The organism is Mucilaginibacter sediminis (assembly GCF_051903035.1).
Lineage (GTDB): Bacteria > Bacteroidota > Bacteroidia > Sphingobacteriales > Sphingobacteriaceae > Mucilaginibacter.
In genome coordinates, this window is the sequence record NZ_CP170602.1 from 1804396 (window position 1) to 1819014 (window position 14619).

Below are 14619 nucleotides of genomic sequence, written 5' to 3' on the forward strand. Positions count from 1 at the left end.
TATGAAAAACTTAATGCTGCTATATATTAAGATCACTACTTTTATAATTATACTTATGACAACAGCGACCACCACCCAGGCACAAGATGCCGGTAAATATGCCCAGGTAAACGGCATAAAAATGTATTATGAAATTCATGGCACAGGCCATCCGCTGGTATTAATTCACGGTGGTGGTTCAACAATGCATACTTCATTTGGTAAAATTATGCCCCAACTGGCCAAAACCCATATGGTTATTGCGGTCGATTTGCAAAATCACGGACGCACATCTGCCAGAGATATTCCCGAAACTTTTGAGCAGGATGCCGATGATGTAGCCGAACTGCTAAAACAATTAAGCATTAAAGATGCCGATGTTATGGGTTTTAGCAACGGCGGCAGCACTACCCTGCAATTGGCTATCAGGCATCCCGAATTAGTGCATAAACTGGTTGCCATTTCGGCACTTTATAAACGTTCCGGAACGTTCCCCTGGTTTTGGGACTTTATAAACAAAGCAGACCTATCTTCGATGCCACAGATTTACAAAGATGTTTACCTGGGCATACCGGGCAATACCCAGGCCGGGTTACAAAACATGCAAGATAAAGATGCCAAACGGATGCAGACCTTTAAGGATTGGAACACCGACGATATCAAAGCCATCCAGGCTCCTACCCTGGTCATCGTAAGCGATCAGGATGTGATTACACCAGAGCACGCTATAGAATTGTCGCGGTTATTGCCACATGGCCGGCTCACCATAATGCCCGGCAGCCACGGCGCTTTTATGGGCGAGGTTATGGCACCAAACCCGGATAGTAAGGTACCGCAATTATTTGTAGCGATGCTTAATGAGTTTTTAGAAGCAAAATAAAATGCAGCAGGCTGATAAAAAACAAGTATTTTTTATCCAGGGCGGAGGCGATGGCGGCTACGAGGCCGACGCGAAGCTGGTTAACTCGCTACAAAAGTTTTAGGAACGGATTATGATCTCAACTATCCCAGCATGCGAACCGATGATACTGCCCCGGATTTTGGTTGGCTGAAGCAAATAGGCAACGAAATTAATAAAGCTGGCGAGGGTGTTATTTTGGCAGCACATTCACTTGGCGCATCGTTGCTGCTTAAATACCTCGCTGAAAATATATTTCCCAAAAGTTTAGCTGGTATTTTCCTGTTAGCTACGTCTTTTAGGAGTGGCAAAGAGGAATGGAAACAAGGATTAAAGCTTCAGGAGGATTTTGCCGAAAACCTTCCTGAAGGCACCCCGATATTCTTTTACCATTGCCGCGACGATGAAGAGGTACCGTTTAACTATCTCGAATTGTACAGGCAGAAACTCCCGACGGCCACTTTTCGCGAAATTGAGAGCGGTGGACATCAGTTGTGCAATAGCATTGACCTGGTAGCAAACGATATAAAAAACTTATAACGGCCACGCTGCCCCGACAACAGAAAAACCTGCACTATAAAAGCTTTCACCCATCCAGTTTCCTTAAAAACGCCTCGGCATTGCTCATGTGCAGTTGCCACTTTTCAGATGGCATTTTATCAAACATTTTTGCCAACATCCCCAATAATATTAACTCATCAATTGTTGCATTCATAACAAGATTTTTTTCTGAACCTGGATTGAACAGATTTATCAAATTTTTTGATTTTTTATTATCTTAATGGCTATTTTACTCAGAACTCAGATTTTTTTTAAATGTTGCAAAAAAAATGTCCTTGTGGGTTTAGAACCCACAAGGACAAGACAAATAGTTCTTGACTCTTAATTCTTGACTCTATTTCCGGGCAGTTGGTTTCCACTTTTCCTGTAGTTCCTTAATAAAATATCCGCCTACAACGCTGCGCGCCTGGAAACCTACCTGTTTGCCATCGGTGGTTTCGTGCCAATCGCTTAGGGGTACGCGGGTTGGGGTTTCCATGGCGTATTTGTAAACCGGGGCAACAAGGGTCTTAAAATCGTCGTTGCTTTTGGCCAGGGTGGCTGTCCATATAATCCAGTCGCTTTTGGTATAAGTTTTACGACTATCCAATGGTAAGCCAAATTCGTTTTGTTTGCTGAGATAAAATTTAACCTCGCGGTCGTAAACCGATTGCGGGAACAGGTTTAAGCCAAGAATTTTATCCCATACAATATTATATTTCTGGCTCCAGGTTTCTGGCTTTTCAAACACAAGCGAGTAATGATCACCGGCATCGGCAAGTTTCATCCATTTGGCAACCATTTCTTTGGCTATAGCCCTGTATTTGGTACTGGTGGCTTTATCGCCCATTAAATCGGCCAGGTGAGCGTAACAGCCCACTCCCACTATGGCTTTGGCAGATAAGTTTGCGTTGCGCGCCAGGTGACCGGCAAAGTCATCGGTACACAATTGGTTTGCCGGGTCGCCGCCTTCACGAACCAGGTAGTTAGTCCATGCGGTTAAAGTTTTCCAATGCTTTTTGGCATAAGCAGGGTTATTACCATTTGCTTTAACAAGGGCCGCTGTAAGCGCCAGCATATTGCCCGACTCTTCAACCGGCATACCTTCGCCATAAGTTTGGCCGTTTGCCAGTGGGTAGGTACCTAAATCATGCGCCGCAAAATCATGCGGAAATTTACCGGTTTCGCTGAAATAGAAAATACCATTCAGCATACCTTCCATCAGTTTTGGATTGTAAATGAGGAATAATGGCGCCGAAGGATAAGTTACGTCAACAGTGTTAATAGATCCATTACTAAAATTCTCTTTCGATAAAAATAAGAGTTCGCCCTGCGGACTTTTTACCAATATATGAGCGCTTATTGCCTGGCGATAAGCCAACGCGCAAAGTTTAGCATATTTATCACCACCTGCTTTTAGAGCATCGTGATACATCAGTGCGTTAAAAACCGCGCAGTTTTTAGTAATCACGGGGTAATCGGCTGCTGCTTTAGCCAGCAGCTGGTCAATAGTTTTAATTTGCGCGTTTTGCCAGTATGGTTTTAAGTTTACATGAAAATACTGAACGGGCGTAATATCATCGTAGCCTAATTCAACAAAATGTTCAACCGTTGTTTTACCTACTTTACCAAATGGCACTACCGTATTTAGTACCACATCTGTACCTTCTTTTACAGTTGATTTACTGTCGTTTTTAAAAAACGAAGTCACCGCTTCATCACCTGTGCTGATATACTGGGTGGCAGCGGCCGATTTTGGCACCGCAACATACATATATCCCCAATCTATCCGTAAATCGTCACCGCGTTTTTGTAAAATAGGCTGCTCAATAGTTCCTGCTTTTAATACCGACAAAGTGCTTGTTTCATACTTTTGGGTTGTAACAGGCTGTGATGGTTTGTTACGGGCAATATCCGCAGATGCGCCCAAATAAACCTGTACGTTGTGTGCCTGCCCATTGTTTGACTTTACCCTGTAAGTAATGTACGATATTGGCCTTGCCATCAAATCAAGGTTATTCATTAACAAAGGTGATGTAAACGTTACCTGCAAATCAATTTTGCCGCACTTAAATGCATACATGGTTTGGGTAGCCGTAACCTCAACGTGGGTTTGTTTAGCTACCTGGATATCGGCATGTTGGGTAGCTTTTAGTTCATCGGCAAAGCCAGCATCAAGGGCAGCACCGCCTCCGGTATTGGTACAATGCAAAGCCAATACGTTTTCGCCTTCCTTCAGTTTACCGGCTACATCATCCTTAAGCGGCATCATTTGCAGATCGCCGTTGGCGCCGCTGCTTACGTTTATTTTCTCGCCATTAAGATATACTTCGGTTTCATCATCGTGGTGAAGTTTCAGGAACAGTTTATTAATGTCTGCTTTATGGAAGGTAAACACGCGGCGCACCCAAATGTCGCGGCTTGTCCACACTGTTTTGCCTTGCTTGGGGTCGTCGCTAAAAGGCGCAGTACCCGTTTTCCATGCTGTATCGTCAAATTTTCCGTCGGCCCAGTTATCTGATGGCTTTGTTTCGGTATACTTTACTTCGTAAGGTTTTTCATCGCCGCCGGGTACCAGGGTTTTGTAGTGTACCGGTTCCTTACCCATAAAACGGTAAACCTCGCCATCCACCTTTATCAGGCCCAAAAGTGACTGATCCTTTCCTGTCCAGTGGTGAGTTGTTGATTCATTTAAATCATCGGTAGACGACCAGATACTGAAATAAGGATTGTGCGTAATAAGCGGATAAGCCGGCGCCTTAACATCCTGCGCCCGGGCAAACAGCCCCAAAATTGAAATACAAACGGTTAATGGAAACCTCTTCATGTGTTTTAGTAGTGTTATTATATAGATTGATAAGTACCAACGGTAAATATTTGGTTTTCTTTTTCAATTAATAAACGCTTTTACCAGAAAGCGTCAAATAGACGATTAATTGATACGAATTGTAGAAAGCGGATGTGCAGATATGCAGATTTTAGATGTGCAGATGAAAAATTATTTGAGGATGTGAAAATTTGAAGATTTGAAAATGAACTAAGTCTTAGTGCTCCTTTACTTCATTATTCGAAATTCAGACAAAATTCTGTCAATCTTTAATTCGATAAATTCAGTTTTTTTAATTACGGCATTGGCAGAAATCAAACCGTCATCTCATTTAATATCATCCCATCATCTGAAATTTAAAATCTGCACATCTAAAATCTGCATATCTGCACATCTGAAACACCTACTTAAACAAATCGAAACTATAACTTGCGGTGCTCCAGAAATCGTCTAAGGCGATGATCCTGGGTTTGAAAAAGGAGATTAGTGCGGGCCAGTCGTTTTGGTTAAATACGCTTACGTTGGGCAGGGTTTTGATGATACGGCTTACTGTTTTATCGTTATCATCGATAGTGTGCAGCAGCCAGTCCCATTCCTCGCCTATGCTGGCGTCAAATACTAATTTAAGTTCTTTAAACTGATCAAAAACGAGTTCTTGCATGCCCAAATCGGGATGCGAAATTTCGATACCAACAAATGCAGACCTTTTATCAGCCTGCATTTTAAAATGCAGGTGTTTGATGCCCGTTTTATAATTAACCCAGTTAATGCGTAAGCCATCGGCCGATGGCTGCGGCGCAATATATTGGCCAAAAGCTGTCCAGAATGCCTGTTTAATTTGTGATGCCTGATCGCGCGAGTACAATAGTTGTTATATTTATTACGCGGCGAATTTATAGATTATTTTGTGCTTTGTATAAACGCTACCACCTGCGCCTGTTCATTTGCCGAAAGGGGCCCGCCGGTATAGTCCCACTTTAATTTGTTGTTATCGTAGGTCAGGCGTCCTAAAAAAGCCGGGTTAAGTACATCTTCTACCAGCGGTAGGCTATCCCCTATTTCGGGCGCTATTTCCTGCAGTTCCAATAAGTGGGCTACACCATGGCTGTCGCCTTTATATAATGCGTAAACGCCCGTAAAATCAAGGCTGTTGTTTGACGACTGGGTTTGTACCGGCTCAATGATGATACTTATAGGGCTTCCGTTGTCTTTATTGATTTGATAGCTTACTGTACGTGGCATAGTTTAGTTTTTGTTTATTAGTTGTATTACAAGTTAGCGCGAAAATTGTTCGGACGGATGAGACATCAAAAGAAACTAAATCAAATACCTGCCGCCATTTCAATTGATGACATTAATTTAAATTTAATGTCAAAGTAATGAGGCAGATAAACAAAAAACAAAAATTATGTTTTATAATTTACCTTAAAACACTATCTTTGCGACCTGTTAAAAATCCTAATGCGGAAGTGGCGTAATTGGTAGCCGCACCAGACTTAGGATCTGGCGCCGCGAGGCGTGGGGGTTCGAGTCCCTTCTTCCGCACAGCAAGTTAAAAGCCCGGTCAATTTGATTGGGCTTTTTGTTTAAACCAACTTAAAAAGCTACGAGGCTGATCTAATTTCGGTAGCGTTAGTCGTCTATACTATTCAAAAAATTGCTCCCAATACCAAAGTTCTGTATTTGGACTTTTTCGAGAAACGTATCTGAGGAAATCAACTTTATCTTTATTACTGATTCAATTTTCTTCGATCCCTACAGGATTACTTCTACCAAAAGACATTTTTGGCAATAGTTCGATAACTTCATTAAATTCAAACAAACTGTCAGATATAACGTATGGCTCCCAGGCCCCTTCGCCATGCGCAGCAGCATAAACCGTAAATCGACTGGAACCTGAGTCTACAAATATTGAATCCCCCGATTGATCTTTTGCGATTACTATCCAACTATTATTCCAACTTCCTTTTGTCTCATCTGCGAATGATTTGCCAGCATGGTCATAACTGTAACCGACTTGTAATTCTGCGATTTTCTTTGGTTTGAAAAAAACTATCTCATCGTATCCAATGTACAAGTCGTACTGCGCGTCGATAAACTTTAAAATTTGTTTTGGCATCGTCATACAATCATGGCTTTGGCTTGTAAATATATTTAGTTATCAATAAAATATCGTCAAAGCATCCTGTTATAACCCTACCTGGTGCAACGGAAGCATTTTGTGGAATCCCTTAAGCTCGTCAACTTAGTAAGTCAGCTTTTTTGGGTATTAGTCTTATATTTGACTCATGCTGAAAAGAATAAGAAACTATTTTGTTAAAGATACGCAGCCTGATTGCTCTTTGAAAAACAAACTTCGATTTGAAAGCATCCATTCTGATAAACGGTTTGATTCATTACAAAATATTTACAAAAGATTGCTCAGCCACGACCAGTCTCTGACAGATAGTGAGATTTTAATAAACTACTCGCACTTTTCCAAAAAAATACAAACCAATACATTTGCAGCGGCAGAACTTGAGTTAGCCTCTATATCTGTGTTATGCTATTTCCGGCCGGGGCTAACTGATATTTTAATCAGAAATGGATTGTTGGCGATAGTTTATTCATTAGGAGAAAATATCGACTTTGATGAAGTTGTAAATTTCGTACAACATCGAATATTAGCAGTGAGCGCAGAACCCTATGGCGGTTGGCCACAAGAAGAAGGTATTAAATGGCTTAGTGAAATATTACCTGAAAGTCGTGATTCGGTAAAAAAAATCCTCATAGATGTAATAAAAAAGAACAAAGAAGAATTGGATTCCATGTGAGATTACCAATTAATGGGTATCTCTTTAATTATCAATAAAATATCTTCAATGCGTTCTAACTCCCGCACAGGTTCCCCTCTCCTGTATATAACAATATAGGAGCATTAAGGGACACAAAAAATTAGTCCTAAAAATCAAAACTCTAATACGTTTTCATCAATTTTGAAGAGGTATTGAGTTGATCTTTTTGCTACCGGATATCGCCTATTTTCATGTCCACAGATTAGCTTTTATAAACTACCCGCTCGCCATTTACCGTTGCAAAACCCTTATTCACGACAATATTAATACCGCTTAGCATAGCGCTTTCTACATTGGCGCCTATCCTGGCAAAACCAAACAGCTTCGCCCCTTCCCTTATCAGGTCGGCCCGGGCCAGGCTCACCTGGTTATGGAGAATTTCGCGGATGGCATTCGCTACTTCTTCGGGCGGCAGGTCATCAGCATCCCGTTTATCGTCATCAGTTTTGGCAACGCGATAGATGCTATATTTTTCGGGATTCTGATCTGCTTTCCAGAAATACACATTGCCCCCTGTGGTTTTGGTTTGGGTGAGGTTCATCTGCTCAAATACTCCATCCAGGTGATTAACGTATCGTGCAGTTACCCGGTTAATTCCCCATGCTGCCAATACACGCCTGATGAGCAGATCCTTGCTTATCGGCGATTCTGCTTGCAGCACATTAAACACCTGTGCTTTGAGCTTGCCGCGGTTATGCTGCATGATAAAATCATCGACTGTCAGGGTATGAACAGTATCTAAGTAGCTAACCTCATATGCTTCGGCAACTTTTGAAACAGCCGGGGTTGCAGGCCGGGCTTGTGTTTCGGGAACAGCCTGGTTAAATGATGGTTTGTTATTTAAGTCTTCGGGCCGGGGTGGTACCGGTTTTGCTTTTTCCGTTACCGCCGGTTCGGCGGCTTTCTTTTTACTTTCTTCTGCTTTAGTAACGGCATCCATTATGCCGCTGATAACTTTGTCCGGCTTCTCCCACCATTCTGTCGACCAGATCTTGTGCACATTCCATCCTAACGATTTTAACACATCAACCTGCACTATCTCCCTGTCGCGCGAGGTGGTTGCCGCATGATAGTTTTTGCCATCGGTTAAAACGCCCAAAATATATGCCGATGGATTTTCCTTATCCACAATGCCAAGGTCGATCCTAAAATCAGAACACCCTATCTGGCTATGTACTTCATACCCCTGTTTACGAACCGATTCGGCTATGCTCAGTTCAAACCCGCCATCTTCTTTTTGTTTTACCGATGCGCGTGGCGGCAAAGCGCTTTTTCCCTTTTCGGCATAAGCTAAAAATGCTTTTAGCCCTGCAACTCCTTCGGATGATGTACGGTTAAGATCTATCTGATCTGACCTTAAAGTTGAAAATACTTTCATCTCGTACCTTGCCCTTGATACGGCTACATTTAGCCTGCGCCATCCGCCATCGCGGTTTACCGGGCCAAAATTAAGGCTTACCCTACCCTTTTCATCAGGCCCGTAGCCAATAGAAAACAGGATCACATCGCGTTCGTCACCCTGAACGTTCTCCAGGTTTTTGATAAACAAGGGTTCACCGGTTTCCAGGGCGATCTTTTCCAGGTCGGGCCTAAGTACAAAGACCTCTGTCAGCATATCATCTATCAGCAACTGCTGCACCGAACTAAAAGTTACAATACCAATGCTCTTTTTGGCCAGCAACGGATCAGACAATCGCTTAATCACCTCATCAACAATCGCTTTGGCTTCGTATTTATTTTGCCTGCTCTTGCCTTTATCGTAATGCCCCTCTACAGGTACAAAACTTACTTTACTGGTAATATCATCCGTTGATGGGAAGGTAAGCAGCTTATTATCATAATATTTGGCGTTGCTAAACGCAATTAAACTTTCGTGCTTGCTCCTGTAATGCCACAGCAAGTGTTGCGATGGCATGGATAGCGCAAGGCAATCGTCCAGGATGCTCTCCAGGTCTTCCTTCTCCACATTGTCCTCATCAAAGTTATTGGTGGCAAAAAAGCTGGTCGGCGGCATTTGTTTAGGGTCGCCTACTACTATTACGTTTGTACCACGGGCAATGGCGCCAACTGCTTCGCAGGTGGGCAACTGTGATGCTTCATCAAATATCACCAGGTCAAACTTAGGGTTGCCGGCATCAAAATACTGGGCTACCGATATCGGGCTCATCAGCATACAAGGAGCCAGCCGGTGCAATAAATTAGGAATGCCATCAAATATTTTGCGGATAGACATAGCCCGCCCGTTATTCCTAATTACCCGCTGCAACATGCCAATTTCTGAGCTTTGCGAAGCCTCCTGCGTAAATGAAGGGATGTTTGCTGCCAGCCTTGCGTATAACTCCTGCCGGGTGAGCATTTCAAACTTGCTGCTCACCTCACGAAACTTCCTTATTTTTTCGCCAAACAAACCACTGTTAAAACTGGCCAGTTCCGGGTGCATACTCAATATATATTCGGCGGCCGAGCGGTAAAACCCTTTCTGAAACTGCCTCACCAGGTCGGCATTTGTCATATTACCTTTTTCGTAAGCGGTAAGCAAGGGGTCTAATCCCGCGGCCAGGGCTTTGTCCCGTGTCGATGTCCAGTTGTACCAATCTTTCAATTCGTCAAGGTGTTGCACCCACTTAACGGCCTCATCAATCAGGTCGGCAGTGTAATCACCGGTAACAACAGGCAACGTGGCAAAGTTTATGCCCAACAGTTGTTGAATTTGCCCTTCGGTAGTAGTCACTTGCTGTGCCGTAGCCAGTAAACTGCCTAGCGTGCCGGAGTTTTGGATAATAAACGCCCTGCTGCCTTCGGTAAACTCACGCGATAATGCCGCACGCCACTCCCTCAACTGGGTGGCACCTACAAGCGTTCCTGCGGCGCGGTTAATACTGATAACGGCATCGCTTATACGGATTAACGCGTCCCAGTCGGGATCGCCATTTTTCCATAAAAAGCCGAGCAGGCCGGGTAAAAAAGCAGATTTGTCAATCACATCCTGTTCTGCCCGGAAGGCTATCACCTGCTGCAAGTCCTCGGCAATAGCCGATTTATCAATTTGCCCCGTGACTGAAAGCGCGCGCATGTTTTTAACAATTGCCCGCTGGCCCAGCCACCGTGGTAAAAACCATTTACCATAAGCAATATTCCATTCAGATAAAATTCTTTGGGCTGGTATAGCTAAAACCTCCTTTTGGTACCGGCCAAGCAAGGCCGAACGTAGTTTATCGCGCTGTTGCCCGTGGGCCGCAATCCCTACCACCTGGGCAAAAGTTTGCTCCAGGAAATCGGCCTGCAGCAATGATGCCGGGATATCGGACAATTCAAGCAGTAAGCTTACCAGGGTATGTAATGACTGTTGTTGCTCCTTGCTTTTAACCAACCCGTTTATTTTCAGCAACCTGCTTACACCAATAAGCTGGCTTTGGTATTGACTCAGGAGGTCAAGCAGGTGCTCTATCAATTGACCGGCGTCTTGCTTTACCTGGTTATTATATTGCTGCAAACGCATGTATTGCAGGGCATGGTTGGCAGGCTGGCCTATTAGTGCACCGGCTACCTGTAATTCTTCGGCCACATCGTGCCAGGCAGTTAGCTTTGCGGGGCTTAGCTGCGCAATCGCGCCTGCTGCGAAAAATACCTTATCCTCCCCTTTTTCAAAACGACTATAGCTGCTAAACAAATCAAACAACGAATACCCGAACGGATATTTTTTATGCAGCACTTCAACATAAGTATTCAATTCATTTCTCAGCGCAAACAGGCGGTCGGCCTCGTCGCGATGGCTTTCGGGGGCGGCTTTGCGGGCTACCTCGGTAGCTGCTTTCAGTTGCTCCAACACTGCTGTTTTTTTTGATTTGTTGGAATGCAGCTCGAGGCAAAAATCACCTATACCTATTGATTCCAGCCTGTCTTCCACCACCTCAAGAGCGGCTTTTTTTGCCGCAACAAAAAGCACCCGCTTCCCGGCATATAGGGCATTGGCTATAATATTGGTAATAGTTTGCGACTTACCGGTACCCGGAGGCCCGTGCAGCACAAAGCTTTTTTCCTGGCCCGAACTTACAATGGCCTGCAACTGCGATGAATCGGTACTGATGGGGAGCGCGATGTTTGCCGGGTGCAGCTGGCTATCCTGTATCAGCGACACATCGGCATTTCCCTGTGCCTGCCACTCCAGCTTGCCCGATACCAGGCTGGCTACCACCTTATTGCGATAAAGATGATCGGCGTTGTTATGAATATCGTTCCAGAGGATAAATTTACTGAACGAAAAGGTTCCCAGCACCGCCTGTTCCTCTACATCCCATCTTGATTTGGCCATAATGGCCTGCCGTACAATATTAAATATCAGCTTTACATCTACCCCGCTTTCGTCTTTAGGCAACGTATCCAGGCCGCCAATGGTGATGCCAAAATCCTGCCTTATCATTTCCAGCAGGGTAATGTTCACCATGGTTTCCTCGTCGCGGCTGCGAATTACATAGCCTTTTTGAGCCGATTTACGGATGATCTCGACCGGAATCAGTAAAACAGGTGCATACCTTGGCCGCTCGCTGGCATCAGTTTCGTACCATCTTAACAAGCCCAGGCCGATATAAAGGGTGTTAGCTCCATTCTCCTCGATGGATAACCGCGAGGTGCGGAATAAACTGGTAAGGCCGTTGGTTAGCTCCGGCTCAGGCAAAAAACTACGGATACGTTTTTGACTCAGCTCGTGTTGGATCAGCTCGGCGATCGGGTCCGATTGATGCAGCGCCTGGTACATGCCGGCATCGCGTAGCGAATTATCCCAATCGGCCGGCCTTGGCAACACCTGGAATTCCTGCCCATCGGCCAAGGCATCTTCCAGTTTACCTACGTTCACGGTCATAAATTGTACTACGCTTTTGGTTATCCGGATATTGAGGAGGCTGTTACGCAACGTAAGGTCGAGTAATTTACGCTCCCAGAGGCGCTGTTTCGAAATCTCAATATGATCTACATTTTTCAGTTTTTGCCCGGCGTAAATTTCCTCGGGCAGGGCATTGGCACGCTCCTGCCGGTTTTCTTCAATAATCTCCCAGCCTGCAGCGGTTTTTACCCGCAAGGGCAGCGGCCGTATGCCGCTAAAGCGGGCACGCTTAATATCTATAAACAATATAAATTCACTGGTATTCAGCATCTTTTGCCCGGCCGATGCCGCAGCCGAATCAAATGAGGTATTGTTGCCCGCATTCATGCAGGTAGCTTCTACAATGGCTATCTCGCTTATGCCATCCGCCGTACGTTTGGTAATAAGCGATGGATCATCGTTAACAGCATCGGCAAATGACTCATCAACCAGCCAGCCGCCGACAAAGGCGTGCCCTTTCACTATTATAATAATCGGGTGGATACCAACAGCCTCCATACAGGCGGCATATAGCAACGATAGATCGAGGCAATTGGCCAGCCTGTTGGCAAATATGGCATCGCACAAACGGATGCGCTGGCCGCTTTCTTCAAAGCTGGCAGGTACGGTGCAATATATTAGTTGCTGCTCGGCAATGGCCTCGTAAATGGCGGCCATTTGCTTACGAACCCTATCGGGGCTGCGGCTTTGGTAATCATCAAATGAAGGGTTATCCGTCCAGCTTTGTAAAATGGCAGATGCCCGGCGAAGGATCTTCGGTATTTCCGGGTGATTGGGCGTTACAAAAGCCGCCAGCATCTCGGGCAGCAAGCCCAGCCCGTTCCATTGGTCATAAGCAAGCAGTTCTATCGGGCGATTTTCCGACAATAGCAGTTCATCACCATTACGGATAATAATATTTATAGTACCCGATACCTTCTCGGTTAATTCGGCCAGGTATTGGGCTGAAAGGTTGAGCTGTATAGCACCTGTTTCAAAGGCATCCCCTTGTTTTACATACCCGTAAATCCTTTTCCATAAAGGCGCAAAAGCCGGTTCAACAGTAATTTCAACTTCCAGGGCATTCCACTCAGCCCGGGTGGTGTTGTTAATTACCAGCGACCGGATTACCGGCACATGGTTTTGCTGAAGGGCGAAATTGATTACAGGGGTATATGTAAGGTTGATATCTGTTGCTGTTAAAATACGCGTGCTCATATTAGTTGAAAAGATAGATATTTATTTTTATCTGTTCCATATTAAACGCTGCGAATGTGTTTTTTTAATATACCCAGCTAAAATATGGGCATGGGGGATTGGTGGGAACACATGATTCTCGTATAAAAAAGACGTTGTGATTTCGATAGTATAGTGTATTCACAGCATTACTTAATCACCTTCGATTCGTTACTCATATAACACATTCAATATTTACACAAACATTGGCTTTCAACGCTGGTTAAGACTCACCCAGCTACGCTGCGCCCGCCACTCTCTCTTCGGCTTAGCCGGAAAGAGGGGCTTGGAAATTTATTACTTATTTTTTATAACGTATTTATATTCCATGTTCAAGCCCCTCTTTCCACCGCAGGTGAAGAGAGGGTGGCGGGCGCAGCCTCGCCGGGTGAGTCTTCGCCGCCATGCGATATACGTTATTCCCCATTCAGAATTTCCACCGGGCATTCAGCTACACCTTAAATTTTACATTTCTTAAAAAGCAACCATTTACCCTTTTTTAGAGTAATGACTAATAAAATCAACTACATCTTAAATTAAAACCTATGAAAAATTACAAGTTACTTCATGCAATGATTGCAGTGTTTGTAAGCATTGTGCTGTTGGGCTCCTCATGCAGCAAAAGTTCAAACCGGATTATACCAACGCCCCAACTAACCGGGGTGGTATTGACCGATAATGCCACCTTCGGAAAATTACTTACGGATAACAACGGATTCTCGCTTTATTTTTTCTCTAAAGATGTAAGCGGCGCTTCGGCCTGTGTAGACGGATGCGCTACTACCTGGCCCGTATTTTACAAAGCAGGACTCACTATTGGCGCCGGCTTAACATCATCAGATTTTGGTGTGATTGACAGGCCCGACGGCAGTAAACAAAGTACCTATAAAGGCTGGCCATTATATTATTACAGCAAAGACCTTAAAGCCGGTGATACCAATGGTGATAAGGTTGCCAACCTTTGGGTCATAGCCAAGGCCGACTACACCATTATGTTTGGCAACGCCCAGCTTATCGGTCTGGATAAAGCCCAGTACAACGACCAAGGCATTGCAGGCACCGGAGCATCGCAATTTATAACTGATGACAAGGGGATTACATTGTACATGTTTAGCAAAGATGCATCCAGCAAAAACAATTTTACCAAAGCCGATTTTAGCAATAATGCCGCGTGGCCTATTTTTGAGGTTACCGGGGTGGCCAGTATCCCGTCAATTTTTGATAAAACCCAGTTTACCACTATTAACGTATTCGGAAAAACGCAGCTTGTTTATAAAGGGCATCCACTATACCATTTTGGACAGGATGCCGCAACACGGGGCAATACCAACGGCGTAAGCTTCCCGGTGCCCGGCAGTGCTATCTGGAAAGTAACCAATAGTACAACAGTAGCTTTATAATTAACAAAAACCATTTTAACCGGGCGGGTGACATTTATCACTCG

Annotated in this window: 10 protein-coding genes and 1 tRNA gene; 5 read left to right on the plus strand and 6 right to left on the minus strand. The window is 44.4% G+C overall.

Annotated features, from left to right (window positions below):
• Nucleotides 1-55 precede the first annotated feature (55 nt).
• Both ACFGVS_RS07055 and ACFGVS_RS07060 read left to right on the plus strand, forming a co-directional pair.
• The gene (locus ACFGVS_RS07055) at nucleotides 56-859 is read left to right on the plus strand and encodes an alpha/beta fold hydrolase (protein ID WP_439698031.1); all 804 of its coding nucleotides are present in this window, start codon (nucleotides 56-58) and stop codon (nucleotides 857-859) included.
• A gap of 132 nt (nucleotides 860-991) precedes the next feature.
• Nucleotides 992-1417, plus strand: coding sequence for an alpha/beta hydrolase (locus ACFGVS_RS07060; RefSeq protein ID WP_439698032.1), 426 nt, complete (start codon nucleotides 992-994; stop codon nucleotides 1415-1417).
• 46 nt (nucleotides 1418-1463) lie between these two features.
• On the opposite strand, the gene ACFGVS_RS07065 is transcribed toward ACFGVS_RS07060, so the two are convergent.
• The 4 genes from ACFGVS_RS07065 to ACFGVS_RS07080 all read right to left on the minus strand — a co-directional run bounded on the left by ACFGVS_RS07065 (nucleotide 1464) and on the right by ACFGVS_RS07080 (nucleotide 5486).
• The gene (locus tag ACFGVS_RS07065; protein WP_439698033.1) at nucleotides 1464-1592 is read right to left on the minus strand and encodes a hypothetical protein; all 129 of its coding nucleotides are present in this window, start codon (nucleotides 1590-1592) and stop codon (nucleotides 1464-1466) included.
• A gap of 180 nt (nucleotides 1593-1772) precedes the next feature.
• Entirely contained in the window at nucleotides 1773-4244 is a 2472-nt protein-coding gene (locus ACFGVS_RS07070; RefSeq protein WP_439698034.1) for a glutaminase domain-containing protein, read from the minus strand.
• Between the two features lie 403 nt (nucleotides 4245-4647).
• On the minus strand, nucleotides 4648-5109 hold the full coding sequence (locus ACFGVS_RS07075) for a DUF4268 domain-containing protein (RefSeq protein WP_274212956.1): 462 nt from the start codon (nucleotides 5107-5109) through the stop codon (nucleotides 4648-4650).
• A gap of 35 nt (nucleotides 5110-5144) precedes the next feature.
• Nucleotides 5145-5486, minus strand: a complete 342-nt coding sequence (locus tag ACFGVS_RS07080) for a hypothetical protein (protein WP_274212955.1) — start codon at nucleotides 5484-5486, stop codon at nucleotides 5145-5147.
• 221 nt (nucleotides 5487-5707) lie between these two features.
• Here ACFGVS_RS07080 and ACFGVS_RS07085 point away from each other — a divergent pair.
• Nucleotides 5708-5789: transfer RNA gene (locus tag ACFGVS_RS07085), tRNA-Leu, on the plus strand.
• Nucleotides 5790-5982: 193 nt separating this feature from the next.
• On the opposite strand, the gene ACFGVS_RS07090 is transcribed toward ACFGVS_RS07085, so the two are convergent.
• Nucleotides 5983-6363: a hypothetical protein gene (locus ACFGVS_RS07090; RefSeq protein WP_439698035.1), complete on the minus strand. Its 381-nt coding sequence runs from the start codon at nucleotides 6361-6363 to the stop codon at nucleotides 5983-5985.
• A 169-nt stretch (nucleotides 6364-6532) separates the two neighbouring features.
• On the opposite strand from ACFGVS_RS07090, the gene ACFGVS_RS07095 reads away from it, so the two are divergent.
• Complete coding sequence (locus ACFGVS_RS07095; RefSeq protein ID WP_439698036.1) at nucleotides 6533-7057, plus strand: hypothetical protein; 525 nt, start codon at nucleotides 6533-6535, stop codon at nucleotides 7055-7057.
• A 223-nt stretch (nucleotides 7058-7280) separates the two neighbouring features.
• On the opposite strand, the gene ACFGVS_RS07100 is transcribed toward ACFGVS_RS07095, so the two are convergent.
• Entirely contained in the window at nucleotides 7281-13157 is a 5877-nt protein-coding gene (locus tag ACFGVS_RS07100) for a DUF3320 domain-containing protein (RefSeq protein ID WP_439698037.1), read from the minus strand.
• A 563-nt stretch (nucleotides 13158-13720) separates the two neighbouring features.
• Here ACFGVS_RS07100 and ACFGVS_RS07105 point away from each other — a divergent pair.
• Entirely contained in the window at nucleotides 13721-14575 is an 855-nt protein-coding gene (locus tag ACFGVS_RS07105; protein ID WP_439698038.1) for a COG4315 family predicted lipoprotein, read from the plus strand.
• Nucleotides 14576-14619: the final 44 nt, after the last annotated feature.

Coding starts and splice junctions, on each gene's coding strand:
- ACFGVS_RS07055 (WP_439698031.1), top strand. CDS start 56: ATGACAACAGCGACCACCACCCAGGCACAAGATGCCGGTAAATATGCC.
- ACFGVS_RS07060 (WP_439698032.1), top strand. CDS start 992: ATGCGAACCGATGATACTGCCCCGGATTTTGGTTGGCTGAAGCAAATA.
- ACFGVS_RS07065 (WP_439698033.1), bottom strand. CDS start 1,592: ATGAATGCAACAATTGATGAGTTAATATTATTGGGGATGTTGGCAAAA.
- ACFGVS_RS07070 (WP_439698034.1), bottom strand. CDS start 4,244: ATGAAGAGGTTTCCATTAACCGTTTGTATTTCAATTTTGGGGCTGTTT.
- ACFGVS_RS07080 (WP_274212955.1), bottom strand. CDS start 5,486: ATGCCACGTACAGTAAGCTATCAAATCAATAAAGACAACGGAAGCCCT.
- ACFGVS_RS07090 (WP_439698035.1), bottom strand. CDS start 6,363: ATGCCAAAACAAATTTTAAAGTTTATCGACGCGCAGTACGACTTGTAC.
- ACFGVS_RS07095 (WP_439698036.1), top strand. CDS start 6,533: ATGCTGAAAAGAATAAGAAACTATTTTGTTAAAGATACGCAGCCTGAT.
- ACFGVS_RS07100 (WP_439698037.1), bottom strand. CDS start 13,157: ATGAGCACGCGTATTTTAACAGCAACAGATATCAACCTTACATATACC.
- ACFGVS_RS07105 (WP_439698038.1), top strand. CDS start 13,721: ATGAAAAATTACAAGTTACTTCATGCAATGATTGCAGTGTTTGTAAGC.